This window comes from Bordetella petrii (assembly GCF_000067205.1).
Classification (GTDB): Bacteria; Pseudomonadota; Gammaproteobacteria; order Burkholderiales; family Burkholderiaceae_B; genus Bordetella_A; species Bordetella_A petrii.
The window spans coordinates 2,430,210-2,450,473 of the sequence record NC_010170.1; the positions used below are offsets into that span (position 1 = coordinate 2,430,210).

The 20,264-nt window shown below is 67.8% G+C and carries 20 protein-coding genes; 6 read left to right on the forward strand and 14 right to left on the reverse strand.

Annotation, left to right across the window (positions count from 1 at the left end; all coding sequences use genetic code 11):
• The first annotated feature begins 115 nt into the window (after positions 1-115).
• Positions 116-1,060 carry an N-carbamoyl-D-amino-acid hydrolase gene (locus BPET_RS11790; RefSeq protein ID WP_012249241.1) on the forward strand — a complete coding sequence of 315 codons (945 nt, stop codon included), beginning with the start codon at positions 116-118 and terminating at the stop codon, positions 1,058-1,060.
• 279 nt (positions 1,061-1,339) lie between these two features.
• On the opposite strand, the gene BPET_RS11795 is transcribed toward BPET_RS11790, so the two are convergent.
• Positions 1,340-1,957, reverse strand: coding sequence for a glutathione S-transferase family protein (locus BPET_RS11795; RefSeq protein ID WP_012249242.1), 618 nt, complete (start codon positions 1,955-1,957; stop codon positions 1,340-1,342).
• A 120-nt stretch (positions 1,958-2,077) separates the two neighbouring features.
• Between BPET_RS11795 and BPET_RS11800 the strand changes: the two genes are divergently transcribed.
• Both BPET_RS11800 and BPET_RS11805 read left to right on the forward strand, forming a co-directional pair.
• The gene (locus tag BPET_RS11800; protein WP_012249243.1) at positions 2,078-3,271 is read left to right on the forward strand and encodes a PQQ-dependent sugar dehydrogenase; all 1,194 of its coding nucleotides are present in this window, start codon (positions 2,078-2,080) and stop codon (positions 3,269-3,271) included.
• Entirely contained in the window at positions 3,268-3,906 is a 639-nt protein-coding gene (locus BPET_RS11805) for a glutathione S-transferase (RefSeq protein ID WP_012249244.1), read from the forward strand. Before BPET_RS11800 ends, BPET_RS11805 begins: the two co-directional genes overlap by 4 nt.
• A 54-nt stretch (positions 3,907-3,960) precedes the next feature.
• Here the strand turns inward: BPET_RS11805 and BPET_RS11810 are convergent, their stop codons facing one another.
• Together BPET_RS11810 and rocF are read right to left on the reverse strand one after the other, a co-directional pair.
• A complete protein-coding gene (locus tag BPET_RS11810; protein ID WP_012249245.1) occupies positions 3,961-4,335 on the reverse strand; it encodes a DUF423 domain-containing protein in 375 nt (124 codons plus the stop codon).
• Positions 4,336-4,405: 70 nt separating this feature from the next.
• Positions 4,406-5,359, reverse strand: a complete 954-nt coding sequence (gene rocF, locus BPET_RS11815) for an arginase (protein ID WP_012249246.1) — start codon at positions 5,357-5,359, stop codon at positions 4,406-4,408.
• 184 nt (positions 5,360-5,543) lie between these two features.
• On the opposite strand from rocF, the gene BPET_RS11820 reads away from it, so the two are divergent.
• The gene (locus BPET_RS11820) at positions 5,544-6,356 is read left to right on the forward strand and encodes a MetQ/NlpA family ABC transporter substrate-binding protein (protein WP_012249247.1); all 813 of its coding nucleotides are present in this window, start codon (positions 5,544-5,546) and stop codon (positions 6,354-6,356) included.
• Between the two features lie 241 nt (positions 6,357-6,597).
• Here the strand turns inward: BPET_RS11820 and asd are convergent, their stop codons facing one another.
• From asd to BPET_RS11870, 10 genes are all read right to left on the reverse strand, one after another.
• Positions 6,598-7,464 carry an archaetidylserine decarboxylase gene (asd, locus tag BPET_RS11825; protein ID WP_012249248.1) on the reverse strand — a complete coding sequence of 289 codons (867 nt, stop codon included), beginning with the start codon at positions 7,462-7,464 and terminating at the stop codon, positions 6,598-6,600.
• 96 nt (positions 7,465-7,560) lie between these two features.
• The gene (locus BPET_RS11830) at positions 7,561-8,028 is read right to left on the reverse strand and encodes a hypothetical protein (protein ID WP_012249249.1); all 468 of its coding nucleotides are present in this window, start codon (positions 8,026-8,028) and stop codon (positions 7,561-7,563) included.
• Between the two features lie 59 nt (positions 8,029-8,087).
• Positions 8,088-9,587, reverse strand: a complete 1,500-nt coding sequence (locus BPET_RS11835; RefSeq protein ID WP_012249250.1) for an aldehyde dehydrogenase — start codon at positions 9,585-9,587, stop codon at positions 8,088-8,090.
• Positions 9,588-9,672: 85 nt separating this feature from the next.
• A complete protein-coding gene (locus tag BPET_RS11840; protein WP_012249251.1) occupies positions 9,673-10,920 on the reverse strand; it encodes a Zn-dependent hydrolase in 1,248 nt (415 codons plus the stop codon).
• A 13-nt stretch (positions 10,921-10,933) separates the two neighbouring features.
• Positions 10,934-12,634, reverse strand: coding sequence for a thiamine pyrophosphate-binding protein (locus BPET_RS11845; protein WP_012249252.1), 1,701 nt, complete (start codon positions 12,632-12,634; stop codon positions 10,934-10,936).
• On the reverse strand, positions 12,631-13,557 hold the full coding sequence (locus BPET_RS11850) for an HpcH/HpaI aldolase/citrate lyase family protein (protein WP_012249253.1): 927 nt from the start codon (positions 13,555-13,557) through the stop codon (positions 12,631-12,633). Before BPET_RS11850 ends, BPET_RS11845 begins: the two co-directional genes overlap by 4 nt.
• Complete coding sequence (locus tag BPET_RS11855; protein ID WP_012249254.1) at positions 13,554-14,837, reverse strand: TRAP transporter large permease; 1,284 nt, start codon at positions 14,835-14,837, stop codon at positions 13,554-13,556. The genes BPET_RS11850 and BPET_RS11855 overlap by 4 nt, the downstream gene beginning before the upstream one ends.
• Positions 14,838-14,841: 4 nt before the next feature.
• Positions 14,842-15,321 carry a TRAP transporter small permease gene (locus tag BPET_RS11860; protein WP_012249255.1) on the reverse strand — a complete coding sequence of 160 codons (480 nt, stop codon included), beginning with the start codon at positions 15,319-15,321 and terminating at the stop codon, positions 14,842-14,844.
• A complete protein-coding gene (locus BPET_RS11865) occupies positions 15,321-16,304 on the reverse strand; it encodes a TRAP transporter substrate-binding protein (protein WP_012249256.1) in 984 nt (327 codons plus the stop codon). Before BPET_RS11865 ends, BPET_RS11860 begins: the two co-directional genes overlap by 1 nt.
• A gap of 59 nt (positions 16,305-16,363) precedes the next feature.
• Positions 16,364-17,092, reverse strand: a complete 729-nt coding sequence (locus BPET_RS11870; RefSeq protein ID WP_012249257.1) for a FadR/GntR family transcriptional regulator — start codon at positions 17,090-17,092, stop codon at positions 16,364-16,366.
• A 159-nt stretch (positions 17,093-17,251) separates the two neighbouring features.
• On the opposite strand from BPET_RS11870, the gene BPET_RS11875 reads away from it, so the two are divergent.
• Together BPET_RS11875 and BPET_RS27175 are read left to right on the forward strand one after the other, a co-directional pair.
• Positions 17,252-18,124, forward strand: a complete 873-nt coding sequence (locus BPET_RS11875; RefSeq protein WP_012249258.1) for an SDR family oxidoreductase — start codon at positions 17,252-17,254, stop codon at positions 18,122-18,124.
• A 67-nt stretch (positions 18,125-18,191) separates the two neighbouring features.
• The gene (locus tag BPET_RS27175) at positions 18,192-18,575 is read left to right on the forward strand and encodes a hypothetical protein (RefSeq protein WP_050978231.1); all 384 of its coding nucleotides are present in this window, start codon (positions 18,192-18,194) and stop codon (positions 18,573-18,575) included.
• A 69-nt stretch (positions 18,576-18,644) separates the two neighbouring features.
• Here the strand turns inward: BPET_RS27175 and BPET_RS11885 are convergent, their stop codons facing one another.
• Positions 18,645-20,075, reverse strand: coding sequence for an RNA polymerase factor sigma-54 (locus BPET_RS11885; protein WP_231852685.1), 1,431 nt, complete (start codon positions 20,073-20,075; stop codon positions 18,645-18,647).
• Between the last annotated feature and the right edge of the window lie 189 nt (positions 20,076-20,264).

Sequence of the window (20,264 nt, forward strand, 5' to 3'; positions counted from 1 at the left end):
TTGGCGCGGATTTCGGCCTGGGGCAGGGCGATCCGGGCGACGCGCCCGGGCCGGTTTACGCGGCCGCTCGGTGGCGGCATGCTTGCACCTTTTCGAATGGCGGGAAGGAGCAAATATGACCAAGGGGCAACGGAAAATCGGCTTGGCCGTGGCGCAGATGGGGCCCGTGCACCTGGCCGATACGCGCAGGGCCGTGGTGGCGCGGCTGGTGGAGATGTTGCGCGAGGCGCACGCCCGCGGAGCCGACCTGGTGGTGTTTCCGGAACTGGCATTGACCACGTTTTTTCCGCGCTACTGGATGAGCGACGAAGAGGCGCAGGCTCGCTTCTTCGAGGCGCAAATGCCCAATGCCGAGGTTCAGCCGCTGTTTGACGAAGCGCGCCGGCTCGGCGTGGGCTTCTACTTGGGATACGCGGAACTTACCCCGGAAGGCGTGCCGTACAACACCGCCATTCTGGTTGACCGCGGCGCGCGCATCGTGGGCAAGTACCGCAAGGTGCACCTGCCCGGGCACGACGACCACAAGCCGCAGGCGCCGTTCCAGCACCTGGAGAAGAAGTTCTTCCAGGTCGGAGACCAGCCGTTCGGCGTGTGGGACACCATGGGCACGAAGATCGGCATGTGCCTGTGCAACGACCGGCGCTGGCCCGAGACCTGGCGTGTGATGTCGCTGCAAAGCGCCGAGTTGGTGGTGCTGGGGTACAACACGCCGTCGGTGAATATCCATTGGCCGGAACCGGTGCATTTGCGCATGCACCATCACTTGATCACGCTGCAGGCCAGCGCCTACCAGAACTGCGTCTGGGCAGCGGCGGCCGCCAAATGCGGCGCTGAAGACGGGCACCACATGATAGGCGGTTCGGTGATCGTGGCGCCCACTGGCGAGATCGCCGCGCAGGCCAGCACCGAAGACGACGAGGTGATCACGGTGAGCGCGGACCTGGGCCTGGCCGAGACTTTCCGCCGCCACGTCTTCGATTTCGCACGGCACCGGCGCCCGGAACATTACCGCCTGATTGTCGAACGCACGGGTCCCGGCGAACCTTTGCCGCGGGATTGAGGCTTGCGGGTGTGCGGGTTCTGCGAAGCGTCGGGTTCGGTGCTATTGAGGGACTGCTGCCCACTTCGTCGGCGCGATTGGGGGGCTGTTGCCCACTTCGGTGTCTGACACCCTGCGGGAGTCAGACACCTGAGGCGACACCTTGAGGAAGGCTCGCACCTGATCTGAGGCTTGCCAGGTGTCTGACTCCCGCAGGGTGTCAGACACTTGACGTCCCGAAGCGCTGACGTCCTGAAGCGCTGACGTCCTGAAGTGCGCGCCGCTTCGGGGGGGCGGGCGTTAATTCAGTCCTTCGGCGTGCAGCGCGGCCTGCGCGGCGGGGTCGGCTTCCATGCGCTGGAAGAAGGCGGCCAGGTTGTTCATGCCGGACAGGTCGATGTTCTTGCCGCGTGCCCACCGCAGCACCACGTACAGGTACGGGTCGGCAATCGACGGCGCCGCGCCGGCCAGGTAGGGCCGGTCGGCCAGTTGCTGGTCCAGGTGTCCGAACAGGGTGCGCAGCTGGGTGGCCGCCGAGGCCGCCAGCTTGGCCTGCGCGGTTTCGTCGTCGGGCAGGTAGCGCTGCGCGCCGAAGATCAGCGAGAACGTGCGGTGCACGTCGGAATTGATCAGGCCCAGCCACCGGCGCACCTGCGCCCGCGATGCGGCGCTGCCGTCGCCCAGCAGCTGGCTTTGCGGGGCCTGCTCGGCCAGGTATTCCAGGATGGCGGCGTTCTGCGTCAGCTTCAGGTCGCCGTCGACCAGGGCGGGCACCGCGCCCAGCGGGTTGATCTGCAGGAATTCGGGCTGCTTGAGTTCCTCGCGGGACAGCTTTTTCGCCTGGTAGGGCTTGCCTATCCATTCGAGGACGATGTGCGAGGCCAATGAGCAGGCGCCGGGCATGTAGTACAGTTTCATTGCACGTATTCTCCAGAAGAACAAGACGGTCTGACGCCTTCATGGTACGCCAGGTGCGTACCGGCGACAGGCCGCCCCCCTTGCCGACAACCCGATCATCGACGCTGCCGGAGGTGCTTCATGCCGAGATTGCGATCGCGTTCATTCATGCGTGCGGCGGCTGCTACCGCGCTGGCCGGGCTGCTGGCAGGCAGTCTGCCTGCCGCGTCCCGCGCGCAGACCCAGGCGCCGCCCGCCGCGCAGGGCAAGGCCCAGGTCGCCGAGATGGCCCGCGGGCTCGAGCACCCCTGGTCGCTGGCCTTCTTGCCTGACGGCAGCATGCTGATTACCGAGCGGCCCGGCCGCCTGCGCCGGCTGGACGCGCGGGGCGCCTTGTCGGCCCCGCTGCAAGGCGTGCCCCGGGTGCATGCCCAGGGGCAGGGCGGCTTGCTCGACGTCGTGCTTTCGCCGGATTTCCCACGCGACCGCCTGGTGTATTTGTCGTATGCCGAGGCCGACGCCGCGGGCGAGCGCAGCGGCACGGCCGTGGGGCGCGGCCGGTTGTCGGAAGACGGCGGGCGGCTGGACGATTTCACGGTGATCTTCCGGCAACAGCCCAAGCTGTCCAGCGGGCAGCATTATGGCGGGCGCATGGTGTTCGGCAACGACGGCTTGCTGTTCGTCTCACTGGGCGAGAACAACCGCCGTCCCACCGCGCAAGACCTGGACAAGCTGCAAGGCAAGATCGTCCGCATCAAGCCCGACGGCGGCGTGCCCGACGGAAACCCGTTCGCCGGCCGGCCGGACGCGCGCGCCGAGATCTGGACCTACGGCATGCGCAATCCGCAGGGCATGGCGCTGAACCCCTGGACGGGGGAACTCTGGGAACACGAGCACGGCCCGCGCGGCGGCGACGAGGTCAACGTTATTCGCGCAGGCCAGAACTATGGCTGGCCGCTGGCTACCTACGGCATCAATTATTCGGGTTTTGCCATCCCCGAGGCCCAGGGCGAAACGCTGGCATCGGGCCAGGGGCCGTTGTATTGGTGGAAAAAATCGCCCGCGATCAGCGGCATGGCGTTCTACGATTCAGACCGATACCCGCAATGGCAAGGGTCGCTGTTCATCGGCGCGCTGGCCGGGCAGGCGCTTATCCGACTGCAGCTGGAGGACGGCGGGAAGGTGGTGGCCGAGGAGCGCTTGCTGGGCGACCGCGGAGCGCGCATCCGCGATGTGCGGCAAGGCCCGGATGGCGCAGTGTATGTGTTGACGGACTCGGATGACGGGATGCTGCTGCGGCTGACGCCGGCCCGCGGCGAAGGAGAAGACAAATGAGTACGTACGAGCTGATAGGGTCGCGCGGCTGTGGTTCGGCGATCGTGGAAATGGCGCTGGAGTTGGCCAACGTGCCCTATACCGTGACGGACCTGCCGTATCTCAAGCCTGGGCCCGGACGCGACCGCTTGCTGCGGCTGAACGTCACCGGGCAGGTGCCGACGCTGGTGCTGCCGGGCGGCGAGGTCATGACCGAAAGCGCGGCCATGATCATGCATTTGAACGATGTCGCGCCGGCCGCGGGCCTGGCGCCGCCGGCCGATAGCCCCGAGCGCGCCAGGTTCTGGCATCTGCTGATGCGCCTGATCGGCGCGGTGTACCCGACGTTCACGTATGCGGATGATCCGCCCAAGTGGACCACGGCGGGCGAGCCGGCCGAACTGCTGCGCACGCGCGTGCATGGCCGCCGCGCGGAGCTGTGGCAGGAGCTCGACCGGCACGTCGGCGCGCCGCACGTGCTGGGGCGGCGCTTCAGCGCGCTGGACTTGTACGTGGCGGTGATGATCCGCTGGCGGCCGGGGCCGCAGTGGTTCAAGTCGTGCTGTCCCGCCCTGTATGCCGCGGCGCAGCAGGCGGCCGGCCAGCCCGACGTGGGCCAGGTGCTGGCGCGCCATTTCGACCCGCCCCTGGAGTAGGCGCCTGGAATCAGGCACCTGCGCAGCCTCACACCTGATCCGGTGCCGGTGCGCTCAGGCGGAGCGCCAGGCGGCCCAGGCCACCAGCGCCCAGGCCACCAGAAACGCCACGCCGCCGATCGGCGTAATGGCGCCCAGCCAGCGTGTGCCGGTGACGGCCAGCAGGTACAGGCTGCCGCTGAACAGTACGATGCCCGCGAACATGACCAGCCCCGCCGTCGACAGCGGGGTCGAGCCGAAGCGCGCGCCCAGCAGGGCGATCACGAACAGGCCCAGCGCATGCACCAGGTGATACAGCACGCCGGTTTGCCACACCGCCAGCAGGTCGGGAGCCAGCATGCGCTTGAGTCCATGGGCGCCGAATGCGCCGGCGCCCACCGCGGCGATCATGTTCAGAGCGGCCAGGATGGCCAGCTGTCGGTCGGTCATGGGGTGTCCTTTGCAAGAATGCGGGGCCGCGCCCGCGTCGACGGCATTATGCCGCCCGGCGCGTAATGCGTCAGGCGCCGCGTGCCGGACGCCGGATGAGCGTCGATTTGCCGAACAGGCTTTGCACCAGCTCGGTGGCCAGTACCGCCGTCTTGTTGCGCACGTCGAGCGCCGGGTTCAGTTCGACAATGTCCAGCGAGCCCAGCCGGCCAGTATCGGCGATCATTTCCATGCAGAGTTGCGCCTCGCGGTAGGTGGGGCCGCCTGGAATGCTGGTGGCGACAGCGGGCGCGATTTCGGGATCGAGGAAGTCGACGTCGAAGCTGACATGCAAATGCGTGTCGGGGGCGAGGTCTGCCAGCGCGGCTTCCATGGCGGCGCGCATGCCGATTTCGTCGATGATGCGCATGTCGTAGACCTCGACGCCAGCCGCGTCGATAAGGGATTTTTCTCCTTCGTCGACGCTGCGGATGCCGATCTGGCGTATCCAGTTGGGCTGCAGCGCCGGCACATGGCCGGCCAACCCGACGAGCGGCCCGGGGCCGTTGCCGCACAGGCAGGCCACGGGCATGCCGTGCAGGTTGCCCGAAGGGGTGAGCGCCTGGGTGTTGAAATCGGCGTGCGCGTCCAGCCACAGCACGCGCAGTGGCTTGCCGGCAAACCGGCAGTGGCGAGCCACGGCGCTGATCGAGCCGATGCCCAGGCAGTGGTCGCCCCCCAGCAAGATGGGCAGGCGGCCGCGTTCGAGTTCGGCATGCGCCGCATCGTGCACCGCCAGGTTCCAGGCCGCGACTTCGGCCAGATGGCGGTAGCCATTCTGGGGCGGCAGGCCGGGATTGGGCGGGCCGGTCAGGTTGCCGGCGTCTTCGACGTCATGGCCCAGGGCCTGCAGGGCGGGCCCCAGGCCGGCCACGCGTAGCGCTTCGGGCCCCATCGAGGCGCCGCGCGAGCCCGCGCCGATGTCGGTGGGGGCGCCGATCAGGGTCAGGCCGCGCGGCGCGGCGGTGGCGGCGGTGGCAGGCACGGCGGGCTCCTTGGCGGCCGGGGCCGCTTGCTGGGGTACAGGTATCTTTATCGATGTGCGGCCGCGACGCAAGCGGCGCCGGCGGTGTCCGGGTCGGCCGCATGGGCATGGCAGGGCTGCCCGGCCCGCTGCGGCACAATGGGGGTTTTCCTTCTTGCCGCTTTCCCAGGGCGGCCGTCTATCTATGTTGCGTTTTTCCAGAATGCGCCGGGTGAGCCTGTGCCTGCTGATGCTGGCCGCCGCCGGCGCGGCCAGCGCCGCGCAAGACAAGCCCTTGCGCATTGCCGTGATTCCCAGCGTGGCGAACGAGGCCACCGAGATCGCCATCGCCCAGGCGCGCAAGCAGGGCCTGCGGGTCGAGCTGGTGGAGTTCAGCGATTGGGTCATGCCCAACATTGCCGTGGCCGAAGGTTCGGTGGACGCCAACTTCTTCCAGCACGAGCCGTTCCTGCAATTGTTCAACCGCAGCCGCAACACCAACCTGGAGCCCATCGCGTATGGGTATTCCACCACGATAGGGTTGTTCTCGAAGCGCTTGAAGCGCGGCGATCCGGTGCCGCAGGGGGCGCGCATCGCCATACCGAACGATCCGGTCAATACCGGGCGAGCCTTGCTGTTGCTGCAGAAAATGGGCCTGCTGGTGCTGCGCCGCGGCGACGACCCGCACGCCAGCATGCAGGACATTGTGTCGAACCCGAAGCAGCTGGCGTTGATTCAAGTCGAGGGCTCGCAGTCGGCGCGCACCTTTGATGACGTCACGGCATCGGTTACTTACACCACGTTCGCCAAGCATGCCGGTATCGACGAAAGAGACGGCCTGGCGTTCGACAATACCGATCCGGAAAATGTGCGGCGCTATGCGATCCGCTGGGTTACCACCCCCGAGCGCGCGCAAGATCCGCGTTTACTGCAGTTCATCCGCATTTACCAGCAATCGCCCGAGGTCAAGGCCAAGCTGCGGCAGCTATATGGCGACCTGATCGATTTTCCGTGGTGAGCAAGCCGCTGCGTACTTTTAGGACGCGGGCCAGGTGTCTGACTGTCGCGGGGTGTCGGACAGGGTGGGTGTGGCAGTTGCTGTGTATTTCGAGGAAGTGGTCAAGTGTCTGACTCCCGTCAGGGTGTCAGACACTGCGCGATTGGGGCAGTCACTGCACACTTCGGTGTCTGACACCCTGCGGGAGTCAGACACCTGCCTGGGTGCTTCTGCGTCGGTTCTTCTGCCTGGCGTCTTCTGTCTAGGCTTTTGGCAGGGCGAGCAGTTCGCCCATGCGCACGGGGCCGCGCACGGAGGGGGTGTCGGTCCAGCGCACGCGGCCGGGGCCGAACAGCACGATGACGGTCGAGCCCAGCTTGAACAGGCCCATTTCGGCGCCCTTGTCCAGGTGGATGGGCGCCCGCGCGGCTTCGTCGTAGCGCTGCGCACGGATCTGCCGCTTGTGCGGCGTGACCAGGCCGGCCCAGGCGGTTTCGATGGAGGCCACGATCATGGCGCCGACCAGCACCATGGCCATGGGACCGTATTCGGTGTCGAACAGGCAGGCCACCCGCTCGTTGCGGGCGAACAGCTCGGGGACGTGGGTGGCGGTAAGCGGGTTGACCGAAAACAGCCGGCCCGGCACGTGCACCATTTCGCGCAGCGTGCCGGCGCAAGGCATGTGCACGCGATGGTAGTCGCGCGGCGACAGGTAGATGGTGGCGAAGTCGCCGCCCATGAAAGGCTCGGCGCGGGCGGGGTCGCCGCCCAGCAGGCTGGTCAGGCTGTACGAGTGGCCCTTGGCCTGGAAGATGCGGCCATGTTCTATGGGCCCCAGCTGGCTGATGGCGCCGTCGGCCGGACACAGCACGGCGCCCGGCTCGGTGTCGAGGGGGCGCGCGTCGGCCCTGAGCTTGCGGGTGAAGAACTGGTTGAACGTGTCGTAGGCCAGCGGGTCTTGCACCAGCGCTTCGCTCATGTCGACGCCGTAGCGGCGCACGAACCGCGAGATCATCCAGTTCTTGATGGCGGGCGTGCGGCAGTCGGCCGCCAGCCCCATGAGACGCGACACCAGGTGATGGGGCGCGGCATACTGGCTGGCAAGAAAGAGCTGATCTTTGAAGAGCATGTGGGTCGTGGAGGGCGTGGCGCTGCGCGGGGCTAAGAATGTTACTTGTTATGGCGGCCCGGCGCCAGGGCGCGCGGGGCCTGGTCCATGGCGCGCCTAGCGCGGCAACGGCTCGACGGGCACGCCTTCGGGAATTTGCCGCACGCGCTCGCGCTGGATCTGGCGCGAGGTGAAGCCGGTATGGCGGCTGGCCGCGTTGCGCAATAGCACCGACAGGATCGAGCCCTTGTCTTGTATCCAGCGTGTCTTGCCGCGCAGCAGCCTGAAGGCGTTTTCCGGGGTGCCCAGCCGGTAGCCGGTATCGTTGATGGTGATGCTGTGCTTGCCGTCGAAGGCGGCGGGGTCCTGGTCGATGATGGCGACGGCATCCAGGTTGTTGGTGCCGTGGTCGATGCGGTACAGGAATGTGATCTGGTTGTACGGGTCGCGGATGGCGATAAGCTTGTCGGCCCCGGATACGTCGGAAATCATGCCTATTACCTGCGATTCGACGAGCAGGCTGCCGCGCTGCTCTTCGGTGTAGAGCAGCACGGTAAGCGGAGTATCGACGGCGGAATCGGGCATGGGCGGCACGGGAATAGACGCGAAGCGCCGATTCTAGCGTACCGGCCCGCCGCCCGTGTTCATGTGGCCAGGCTGATCCAGGTGGTTTTCAGGTCGCTGTACTTGTCCAGCGCATGCAGCGACTTGTCGCGCCCGAAACCAGACTGCTTGACGCCGCCGAACGGCACGGTGATGTCGCCGTCGGCGTAGCAGTTCACCCACACCAGCCCGGCGCGCAGACGGCGCGACAGTCGATGGGCCCGGCCCAGGTCGGCCGTCCAGAGCCCGGCCCCCAGGCCGTATACCGAGTCGTTGGCCAGGGCGATGGCCTGGTCTTCGGTGCCGAAGCGCTGGGCCGCCAGCACGGGCCCGAAGATTTCTTCGCGCACCAGCGAGTTGTTCTGGTCGGCGCAGTCGAAGATGGTGGGTTCGATGTAGTAGCCGCCGCTGTCGTCGCGCGCGCGCCCGCCGCCCAGGCGCAGCGAGGCGCCCTCGCGCTGGCCAGCCTCTATGCGCGCCAGCACGGCCTGCATCTGCCGTTCGTCGACCATGGCGCCCATCGCGGTGGCGGGGTCGAGCGGATCGCCGGGCTGCATGGCGCGGGCATGGGCGGCCACGCGTTCCATGAATTCGTCGTAGATGCCGTCCTGCACGTACAGCCGCGACCCGGCGATGCACACTTCGCCCTGGTTCACGAAGATGGCGGCCGCGGCGGCCGTGGCGGCGCGTTCCAGGTCGGGGCAGTCGTCGAACACGATATGCGGCGACTTGCCGCCGCATTCCAGCCAGACGCGCTTGAGATTCGACTGGCCGGCATACTGCATGAAACGCTTGCCGGTGGCGGTGGATCCGGTGAAGGCCACGCAATCCACGTCGGGATGCAGGCCGAGCGCCTGGCCGGCCTGGGCGCCCAGGCCCGGCACCACGTTGAAGACGCCGGGCGGAATGCCGGCCTGCGCTGCCAGGTCGGCCAGCATGATGGCGCTGAGCGACGACTGCTCGGCGGGTTTCAGGATGACGCTGTTGCCGGCGGCCAGCGCAGGCGCCACTTTCCAGGCCGCCATCATCAGCGGGTAGTTCCACGGCACCACGGCCGCCACCACGCCCAGCGGCTCGCGCGTGATGGTGGCCAGGGCCTGGCCGCCGGTGGGCGCGATTTCGTCGTAGATCTTGTCGATGGCCTCGCCGTACCAGGCATAGCAATGCGCGGTTTCGGGCAGGTCGAACGCCAGGGCGTCGCGGATGGGCTTGCCCATGTCCAGCGTCTCGACCAGGGCCAGTGTCTCGGTGTGTTCGGTGATCAGGGCCGCCAGGCGCTGCAGGCGGGTTTTGCGTTCGCGCGGCGGCAGGTCGCGCCAGCTGCCGGCCTCGAAGGCGCGGCGCGCCGCCTGCACGGCGCGGTCCACGTCGGCCGCGCCGCAGGCGGCTATGTCGGCCAGTTTGCGGCCGTCGATGGGGCTGTGCGCGGCGAAAGTGGCGCCGTCGGCGGCATCGACATATGCGCCGTCGATGTACGCCTGGCCGCGCAATTGCAGGGTGGCGGCCTTGCGGCGCCAGTAGTCGGTATCGTGCAGGGACATGGCGGGAGCTCCTGTGGGTTCAGACACCTGCCTCGCAGGGTAGGGTCAGGCGCCTGCGTTGATCGGTCTCGTGCGCGCTGCGGGTTTACGGGCGGGCGGCGCCGGCGCGGGCCAGCATGGCGTCGAGCAGCACATTGCAGCCCGCTTCCAGGTGATCGGGCCGGGCGTCTTCGATTTCGTTGTGGCTGATGCCGTCTTTGCAGGGTACGAAGATCATTGCCGTGGGCGCGACGGCGGCCATGTAGACGGCGTCATGGCCGGCGCCGGTCACGATGTCCATGCGCGGCAGATCGCGCGCGGCGGCGCCGTCGCGGATCTTGCCCACCAGGTCGGGGTCGAACGGCGTGGGCGGGAAGTACTGCACGTCTTTGACCTCGACCGTGACGCCATGGCGCCGGGCCACGTCTTGCGCGGCCTGCCGCCAGGATTCATGCATGCGCGTGAGCGTGGCTTCGTCCTCGTGGCGTAAATCTACCGTGAGGCGCACCTGGCCCGGAATGACGTTGCGCGAGCCGGGGTGGGCGTGGATTTCGCCCACGGTGCCGCGGCCGTGCGGCTGGTTGGCGTTGGCGATGTCGATCACCGCCTGCACCAGGTAGCTGGCGGCCAGCAGCGCGTCTTTGCGGATGCCCATGGGCGTGGGACCGGCATGCATTTCCATGCCGGTGACCACGACGTCGTACCAGCGCAGCCCCAGCGAGCCGGTGACCACGCCGATGACCTTGTTCTCGTGTTCCAGGATGGGGCCTTGCTCGATGTGCGCTTCAAAGTAGGCGTCCACCGGCCGGCCGCCGACCGGATCGGCGCCTGCATAGCCAATGGCCCGCAGCTCGTCGCGCACGGCCTTGCCGTCGGCATCGCGGGCGTTCAGGGCGGTTTCCAGTGAAAATTTGCGGGCGAACACGCCCGAGCCCATCATCACGGGCACGAAGCGCGAACCTTCTTCGTTGGTCCAGATCGCCAGCTCCAGCGGCGCTTCGGTCTGCACGCCGGCGTCGTTCAAGGTGCGCATGACCTCCAGTCCGGCCAGCACGCCATAGCAGCCGTCGAACTTGCCGCCGGTGGGCTGGGTGTCGATATGGCTGCCGGTCATGACCGGGGGCAGAGCGTCGTTGCGGCCGGCGCGGCGGGCGAAGATGTTGCCCACCTGGTCCACCCGCACCGACAGGCCGGCTTCTTTCATCCAGCCCACGACCAGGTCGCGGCCCTGGCCGTCGAGCGCGGTGAGGGCCAGCCGGCAGTTACCGCCCTTGGGGGTGGCGCCGATCTTCGCCAGGTCCATCAGCGACTGCCAGAGGCGCTGGCCATCAATAGAGATCGTGCGAGTCGTCATCGAGCATGTCCTTTCAAGAGTGGGCCGCCAGCGCGTTCTGGCGGATGGCCGACAGCAGTTGCCCGGGAGCGATGCCTTCGGGGTCGTAGCGCAGTTCCAGCAGGGCGGGCAGGCGTTCGCGGTCGGCAAACGCGCGGGCCCGCTCGAAGGCCGCCCCGAAATCGGCGGTGTGCTCCACTGCCTCGCCATAGCCGCCGTAACCCTTGATGATCTGCGTGAAATCAGGGTTGTCGAAGCCCAGCGCGATGGGGCGGGCGGGAAACTCGCGTTCCTGGTGGGCGCGGATGGTGCCCCACATGCCATTGTTGAACACCAGGATGACGATGCCCAGCCGGTATTGCATGGCCACGCCGAGTTCCTGCATGTTCATCTGGAAGCAGCCGTCGCCCGCGTAGCACACTACCGTTTGCCGCGGGTTTTCGAGTTTGGCCGAGATGGCGGCGGGCAGTCCGTAGCCCATCGAGCCCACCGTGGGCGCCAGACTGGTGGCGGGGCCGGTGAACTGGCGGTAGCGGTGCGGGTACAGCGCGTAGTTGCCGGCGCCTACGGTGACGCAGGCATCGGGCGGCAGTTGCGCATTGACGTGCGCGGCGGCCTCGTCCAGGCTCAGCGCGCCGGGGGCGGGCAGCGGCCGCAGGCTGTCCAGGTATTCGGCGTGGGCTTCGCGCACCGCCTCGCCGCGCGCAACGGCATGGCCGGGCCGCAGCGCGTCGAGCGCGCCCGCGAAGGCGGCCACGCTGCTGGCGATGCCCAGGGTGGGCGTGAACACGCGGCCCAATTCGGCGGGGTCGGGATACACATGCACCAGTTGCTGGCGCGGCAGCGGGCTTTCGATCAGGGTATAGCCTTCGGTGGTGGCTTCGCCCAGGCGGGTGCCCACCGCCAGTACCAGGTCGGCGTCGTGCACGCGCTGGCGCAGCTCGGGCGTCATGGCCCAGCCCACCTGGCCGGCCGCATTGGGGTGGCGCTGGTCGTAGCATTCCAGGCGGCGCCAGGCCGTACCCACCGGCAGCTCGAAACGCTCGGCAAACGAGGCCATCTGCTCGATGGCCTGGCGGGTCCAGCCGCTGCCGCCCAGCATCAGGAAGGGGCGGCGCGCCTGGTCCAGCAGTTCGACCATGCGCGCCAGGTCGCCGGCGCCGGGATGAATCTGGCTGCGGGTATAGCGAGGCAGGTCGGGCACGCTGGCCGTGCCCCACAGCGTGTCTTCGGGCAGGGCCAGCACCACGGGGCCGGGGCGCCCGCTGGTGGCCACGCTGAAAGCGCGCGCCACGTACTCGGGAATGCGCTCGGTGCGGTCGATCTGCGCTACCCATTTGGCCATCTGGCCGAACATGCGGCGGTAGTCGATTTCCTGGAAGGCTTCGCGTTCGCAGAAGTCGTTGCCGACCTGGCCCACAAACAGGATCATTGGCGTGGAGTCCTGGAACGCGGTGTGCACCCCGATGCTGGCGTTGGTGGCGCCGGGGCCGCGCGTCACGAAGCAGATGCCGGGTTCGCCCGTCAGCTTGCCGTAGGCCTCGGCCATGTAGGAGGCGCCGCTTTCCTGGCGGCACACAATGGGCTGGATGGCGCCGGTGTGCTCGTTCAGGGCATCGATGCAGGGCAGGTAGCTTTCGCCTGCCACCATGAACAGGCGGCGCACGCCGTGGATGCGCAGTTGCTGTACCAGGATCTGGCCGCCGTTGCGCACGGGCGGAGTTGCGCGGGTCATATTGGGTCTCCTGGTTCGGAAGCCGCCTGCGGGGCGGCGTGCCAGTTTTCGAATTCGGCATGGCGCGCCAGCAGGCGGCGGGCCGTGTTGTAGTCGGGCGGATCGATGCGGGCGCCGGCGTCGGGCTCGCCGCGCTGCTGCGCCTCGTAGGCCAGCGTCAGGGCCTGTGCCGAACGCACTTCGGCCGCGTTGGGGGTGAACACGGCGTGGATGTCCGGCACTTGTTCGGCAAACACCGCGCACTTGGACTTCAGGCCGATGCGGCGCGCCCAGCGCAGGTCGGCCGCCAGCGCGCGCGGGTCGCGGTAATTGAAGGGGCAGTCGATGGCCACGCAGCCGGCGGCCGTGCAGTCGACCAGGAAGCGGTTGCGCAGGGCATGCAGTTCGATGCCGTCGGGGCCGCGTTCGGCGCCCAGGTCGGCGGTGAGGTCTTCGGCGGCCAGCAGACAGGCGCTGATGCGCGGGCTGGCGCCCAGGATATCCAGCGCCCGGCTGACGCCGCGCGCGGATTCGAGCGTGGGCACGATTTCGGTGCGGCCGGCAGGCAGGCCCAGCTCGGCTTCGCAGGCCGAGACGGCCTGGTCCAGCGCCGCGATCTGCGCGGCGCTTTCGGCGTGCGGCAGGAAAATCGCGTCGGGCGCGCCGGGCATGACGCCGCGCAGATCTTCCAGCCCGTCGCCGGACAGCGTGTTGATGCGCACGGCCGCCACCGTGCCGCGCGCGCGGCACAGCGCGATCAGTTCCACGATGCGGCGGCGCGCGGCGGGCCGGTCGGCCGGCGCGGTGAACTCTTCCAGGTCGGCGACCAGCGCGTCGGCGCCGCTGTCCAGGCCGGCCTGTTGGGCCGCGGCATCCAGGCCGGGCACGAACATCCAGCTGCGCCGCAGCCGCGGGGGGCGAAAGGGGATAGCGACGGGCTTCATTGGACGTGCCTGGGCAGGTACAGGACCAGTTCGGGGATGAAGGTGAGCAGCAGCATGACCGTGGTCATGGCGAGCATCATCCAGGTCAGCGGACGCAGGGTCTGCATCATGTTGATGCCGCCGATCTTGCAGGCCGCCATCAAGTCCACGCCCACCGGCGGCGTATTGGCCCCGATGGCCATGTTGATGGACAGCAGGATGCCGAAATGCACCGGGTCGATATGGTAGTGCGCCAGCACCGGCATGACCACGGGTGCCACGATGATGATGACCGGAATGGCTTCCATAAAGGTGCCCAGGAGCAGCAGCACCACGGTAAGCACCAGCAGCACGGCGGTCTTGCTGTCGGTCCAGTTGACCAGCAGCTGGGACAGCGCCTGCGGCACTTGCTCGGCCACGAGTATCCAGGCGAACAGCGCCGAGGCGCCGATCAGCAGCAGAATGGATGCGCTGCCTTCGCCGGTGGATTTGAGACTTTCCCACACCGCGCGCAGGCTCAGCGTGCGATACCAGAAGAAGCCGATCAGCAAGGCGTAGACGATGGCGCTGGAGGCGGCCTCGGTGGCGGTGAAAATACCCAGCCGGATGCCGCCGATGATCAGCACGGGCACCATCAGCGCCGGTACGGCGTCGACCAGGGCGGCGCGCAGCTCGGCCCAGCTGAAGAGGGCGCCGCCAGCCCAGTTGTGCTTGCGGGCCTGCCAGATGGCCACCACGATCAGCGAGCCGCCCAGCAGGATGCCGGGGATGATGCCGGCCAGGAACAGCTTGCCGACCGAGGTATCGGTGATGGTGCCGTAGACGATCAGCACGATGCTGGGCGGGATGATGGTGGATGCCGCCCCGGCGCTGCCCACCAGGGCGCAGCTGAAGCCCTTGTCATAGCCGCTGCGGGCCATGGCGGGCAATAGCAGGCTGCCGATGGCGATCACGTCGGCCACGCCCGAACCGGATAAGGCGCCGAACATCAGGCAGGCCAGCACCGCCACCACCGCGAGCCCGCCGCGTATGTCGCCGACGATGGCGGCGCACAGGCGCACGATGCGTTGGGTGAGGCCGGCGCCGTTCATGAGCTGAGCGGCCAGGATGAACAGCGGAATGGCCAGCAGCGTGAAGCTGTCCAGCCCCGACACGTACTGCTGCGCGGCCAGCATCATGGGCGCGGTGTCGTAGACGGCCAGGTAGGCCAGGCACGACAGCACCAGCCCGAAGGCGATGGGCATGTCGATCAGCACCGTGACGGTGAACACGCCCATGAGAAAGAGGGCACCCGTAGACATCTATTTATTCCTTCGGCGCGACCGGCGCGGCCGCGAGCAATTGAGCAAGGTGCACCAGCACGGCGGCCGCGCAGGCCACGGGCAGGGCCAGATAGACGACGCCGGCCGACACGTCGATGGCGGGCAGGGTCTGGTCCATGGTGAGTTGCGCCAGCTGCCAGCCGGCGTAGCCCAGCACGGCCAGCCCCACGATGATGAGCAGCTGGTTCAGGCGTTCAATGCAGGCCAGCGCGCGCGGCCCGCGCACGAAGAACGGCAGCAGGCCGGCCATCAGGTGGCTGCGCTCGTGGCTGCAGGTGATGCCGCCCACGAAGGCGGCCCATACCAGCACCAGGCGCGGCAGTTCTTCCGCCCAGTGCGGGGTGTCATGCGTGACGAAGCGCTGGAACACCACATAGGTGATCAGCGCGGCCAGCACGGCCACCGCCACGGCGGCGATGGCCTTGCTGGCCCACGACAACAGGTCGGCAAGGCGCTGCAGCATCATTGGCCCTTGCGGTACTTCTGCAGGATTTCCATCAGTTCGGCGCCGTAGATGGGTTCGTAGGTTTTCCACACGGGCGCCACGGCGGCGATGAAGGGAGCCTTGTCGACCGTGTTGACCTGCATGCCTTTTTCTTTCAGCTTGGCCACGAAGTCATCGTCGCCCTGGGTGATCATCTTGCGTTGCTCATCGCGCCACTTGTTGGCGGCCGCCTGCACGATCTTCTGGTCTTCGGGCGAGATGCGGTTCCAGGTGTGCTTGGCCACGATCAGGCTGGCGGGGCCCCAGACGTGGCCGGTCAGCGACAGGTATTTCTGCACTTCGAAGAACGACGAGGTATAGATGATGGACAGCGGGTTTTCCTGCGCGTCGAACACCTTCTGCTGCAGGGCCGAGTACAGTTCGCCGAATGCCAGAGGCGCGGGGTTGGCGCCCAGCGCGGTAAAGGTGTCCAGGCGCATTTTGTCGGGCGTGACGCGCGTCTTCAGGCCCTGCAGGTCGGCCGGCGTATTGATGGGGCCGCGGTTGTTGGTCAGGTGGCGAAAGCCGTTTTCCCACCACGACAGGATCACCAGGTTCTTGGCAGCGGCCAGCTTGGCCAGCGCCGCGCCCAGTTCGCCGTCGTAGGCGGCGTAGGCCTGCTGTGCGTTGCTCCACGTGTAGGGCAGCTCGACGATGCCGAACTTGGGTTCAATGGGCTGCAGCGAGCCCGAGCCGATGATGGCCGCGCCCTGGCTGCCGATCTGCAGGCCTTCGAGCATGGTTTTTTCGTTACCCAGCTGGCCGCTTGGGAACAGCACGAAGTTCACGCGTCCGTCGGTCTTTTGCTTGACCTCGGCGGCAAACCCTTCGGCTGCCTTGTTCCAGCTGTGGCTGGGGGCCAGCACGTGGCCCAGCTTGATGTCCAGCGCGTGCGCGGCGGGGGCGGCCAGCGCCAGGCCGGCGGTGGCCAGCAGGGCGGCGAGAGTACGGGTCAGCTGCATGTTTTCACCTTGTAATGTCGATGTTGGAATGAATGCCCTTGGGGGATGCCTGGCAGCGGCTACCTGATGCCGCCGCTGCCGAAGTCTTCGCGCAGCCGGGCCAGGATGCCGACCAGGTGGTCATGCATGGCGTGGCGCGCGCGGATGGGATCGCGGTCGACGATGGCGGCCAGGATGCGATCGTGCTCTTGCTGGGCGGTCTGCCAGACCTGCGTGGTGACGAAGTGCTTTTCCAGCCGGCTGAATACCGGGCTGGCGATACTGAGCTGCCAGATGTGCGAAATGGCGGCCGCCAGCGCGGCATTGCCGCAGGCGTCGGCGATGGCGCCGTGGAAGGCCCGGTCGTGGGCGCCGGGCGAATCGGTCAGCGACATGCCGGCGTGCGCGGCCTGGATGGCGGCGATCTGGGCGGGCGAGCCGCGCTGCGCGGCCAGCGACACGCATTCGGGTTCGAGCAGCAGCCGCGTTTCGAGCAGATCGAACGGCCCGATGTCGGTGGGCTCGGCGGCGGGGGCGTCGGCCGACGGCGGCAACCCGTACTTGCCGTCTTCGCGCGGCATGGCCACGAAAACGCCGGTGCCCACCCGCACCTCGACATAGCCTTCGATTTCCAGCGCGATGAGCGCCTCGCGTATGGAGGCGCGGCTGACCTGCAGTTGCTCGGCCAGGTCGCGTTCGGCCGGCAGGCGGGTGCCGGCCGGGAAGTCGCCCGCCCGGATGCGGCCGGCGATCTGGTCGGCAATCATGCGGTACAGGCGGGTGACGGCGACGGCTTGGAAGGTGCTCATGGTGCCTGGGTGTCTGGTGGCCTAGTGGTCAGGCCACTGACTCTACAGGACGGCGGCAGGGCGTCCCACTGGGGAAAACCATAGGCCGGCACAGGGCTTGCGGCCCCGGAGCGCATCGCGGCGCACATCGCGCCGGGCGCTTTCATCCAGGAGACCTCCATGTCCGATTCACGCACTCCCCAGGCCAGCGACGATGGCAAGCCGCGCCAACAGGCTCAGCCAGGCCGACAAGACCGCATGGCGCCCCCGCCCGAAGGCGAGGAGCGCGATTACCTGGCCGCTGGCAAGCTGCGTGGCCGGCGCGCGCTGATCACCGGCGGCGACAGCGGCATCGGCCGGGCCGTGGCGGTGGCTTTCGCCAAGGAAGGAGCCGATGTGATCTTCACATACCTGCAAGAGCACGAAGACGCGCGCGAAACCGAGCGGCTGGTCGGCCAGACAGGCCGGCGTTGCGTGTCGGTCGCCGGCGACCTGGGCGACGAGGCGCACTTGCTAAGGGTGGCGGAGCTGGCGCGCACCGAGTTCGGCGCCATTGACGTACTGGTGAACAACGCGGCCGAACAGCATGTGATGGAGTCGTTCGAGCACATCACGCGCGAGCAGCTGGAGCGCACGTTCCGCACCAATTTCTTTGCGATGTTCCGCCTGACGCAGGAAGTGCTGCCGCTGATGGAAAAGGGCGGCGCCATCGTGAACACGGCCTCGGTGACTGCTTATCACGGCAACCCGAAGCTTATTGACTATTCGGCCACTAAGGGCGCCATCGTGTCGTTCACGCGCTCGCTGTCCACCGCGCTGGCCGGGCGCGGCATTCGCGTCAACGCGGTGGCGCCGGGGCCGATCTGGACGCCGCTGATTCCGTCGACGTTTCCCGAAGACAGCTTGCCGTCGTTCGGCAAGAACACTCCCATGGAGCGGCCGGGGCAGCCGGACGAAGTGGCGCCGTGCTTCGTGTTCCTCGCCAGCGACGACGCCAGTTATATGTCGGGCCAGGTGCTGCATCCGAACGGCGGCCAGATCGTCAACGGCTAGCAGGAGCGGCCGGGCCGGGCATGGAGATTGCGATGTGCACTGCTCTTATACCGTTTGGAGAATCGACATGAAGCGTGAATTACTTTCCTGGGCCGCGGCCATGGCCGTGATGGGCGCGATGGCTGGCGGCGCGCAGGCGCAGTCCACGCCGGATACCGGCGCGCCTTCGAGCACCTCGCCTTCGACCACGCCCAACGATGGGTCGGCTGTGCCGCCCAATACGCCGGTGCCTGCTGGGCAGATTCCGCCTGCCGGCGAAACCGCCCCGGCGCACCGCAGCGAGGGCTCGATGGGTTCACAGGGGAGCATGGATGCCGGCACAGGCGCCGGTACCGGCCAGATGGGTTCGCCGGGCAGCAAGACCGGCATGCCGCAGGACCGCAACCAGGTTCCCGATCGGAACGAACCCGGCTCTACCGAGCCGAAGATGCCCAATACCGGCGGCAAATAAGCCGTGCCGATGCCAAGGCGGCGCCCCGAGGGGCGCCGCTGGCGTGTGGGTCCGTGATGGACGGCGGCTTCAATACTGCCGTCGCAGGTCGGCGGGCGGCCGCTTGATCTGGGCGCGGTATTTCGACACGGTGCGGCGCGCCACCACGATGCCGTCGGCGGCCAGCTTGCTGGCCAGCGCCACGTCCGATAGCGGCATGCGCGGATCTTCGTTGTCGATCAGTTCGGCGATCAGTGCCCGTACGGCGCCCGCCGAGCACGAACCGCCCGTGTCGGTGGCCAGTTCGCGCGAAAAGAAATACTTGAACTCCAGGATGCCCATGGGCGTGGCCATGTATTTGTTGGCCGTGGCGCGCGATACGGTCGATTCGTGGATGTCGAGTTCGGCCGACACTTCGCGCAGCATCAGCGGCCGCAGAGCAACCGGGCCGTATTCGAAGAACATGTGCTGCAGGCGCACGATGGCTTCGGCCACGCGCTGGATCGTGCTGTAGCGCTGTTCGACGTTGCGCACCAGCCAGCGCGCCTCTTGCAATTCCTGGGCCATGGGGCCGCGGTCGCGATAGCGCGTGGTGCGGAACAGGTCGGCGTAGACGCGGTGCAGGCGCGGTTGAGGCACCGCGCCGCGATTGCAGTACACGCGCCATTGCCCGCTTTCTTTACGCACGATGACGTCCGGCACGATGTAGGCGGGCGGGGCTTCGTCGTAGCGCCGGCCGGGTCGCGGGTCGAGCGAGCGCACGGTATCGCAGGCTTGTCGCAGGCTGCTTTCGTCGCAACCCAGGGCGTTTTGCAGAGCTTCGTAATCGTGGCGGGCCAGGATATCCAGGTGCTGGTCGACAATGCGGCGCGCCAGGGCGACCTCGGGGCGCTGCCCGTCGAGCGCCTGCAGTTGCAGGGCCAGGCATTCTTGCAGATCGCGCGCGGCCAGTCCCGGAGCATCCAGCTGTTGCACCAGGCGCAGCGCCGCGCGCCATTCGCTTTCGTCGGGCGGCGTGCCGAATACGCCTGGCTCGGCCAGTTCGAGCAGCGGCTGGCGCAGGTAACCGTCTTCGTCGAGCGCCTGCACGATGTATTGCGCCAGCAGCCGGTCGCGCGGCGACAGGCGGTAGGTGCGCAGTTCCTGGTCCAGACGCTCCTGCAGCGACACCGAGGCGCCCACCCACAGGCCCATGTCCATTGGCGCCCCGTCGTTGGCGCGGCGCGCGCTGGGGTAATCGCCAGAGTACGCGGCCGGGCCGTGCTCGTCGCCCAACGCACCCGACGACGTTGCGGCGGCTGCCTGCGCGACGGGGGCGTCGGCCCCCGCGCCATCCGGCGCCTGGGGCGCCGACGCGGCGGCTTCTTCGTCTTCTTCGAGGAAGGGATTTTCGACTAGCGCCTGCCGCACCTCCTGGTTGAATTCCAGGGCTGACATCTGCAGTAGCTTGACGGACTGCTGCAGGCGGGGCGTCAGCGCGGTTTGCTGGTGCAGGCGCAACTCATGGGCGGCGTGAATCAAAGTTATCTCCTTTCTTGCAACGGGTGTGGCAAAGGGCACTTCCCTGGTTATGCAAGAACCATGCCAATTTCCCTCCCGCAGGAGCGGAGCTGATTTGGCGAGCCGGCTCGCAGCCTTTCTTACGGTGTCATGTAAGAAGTGCAAAGCCGCGGGCGCCGCTATACCGGTTCTGGGGACGACGGATCGGAA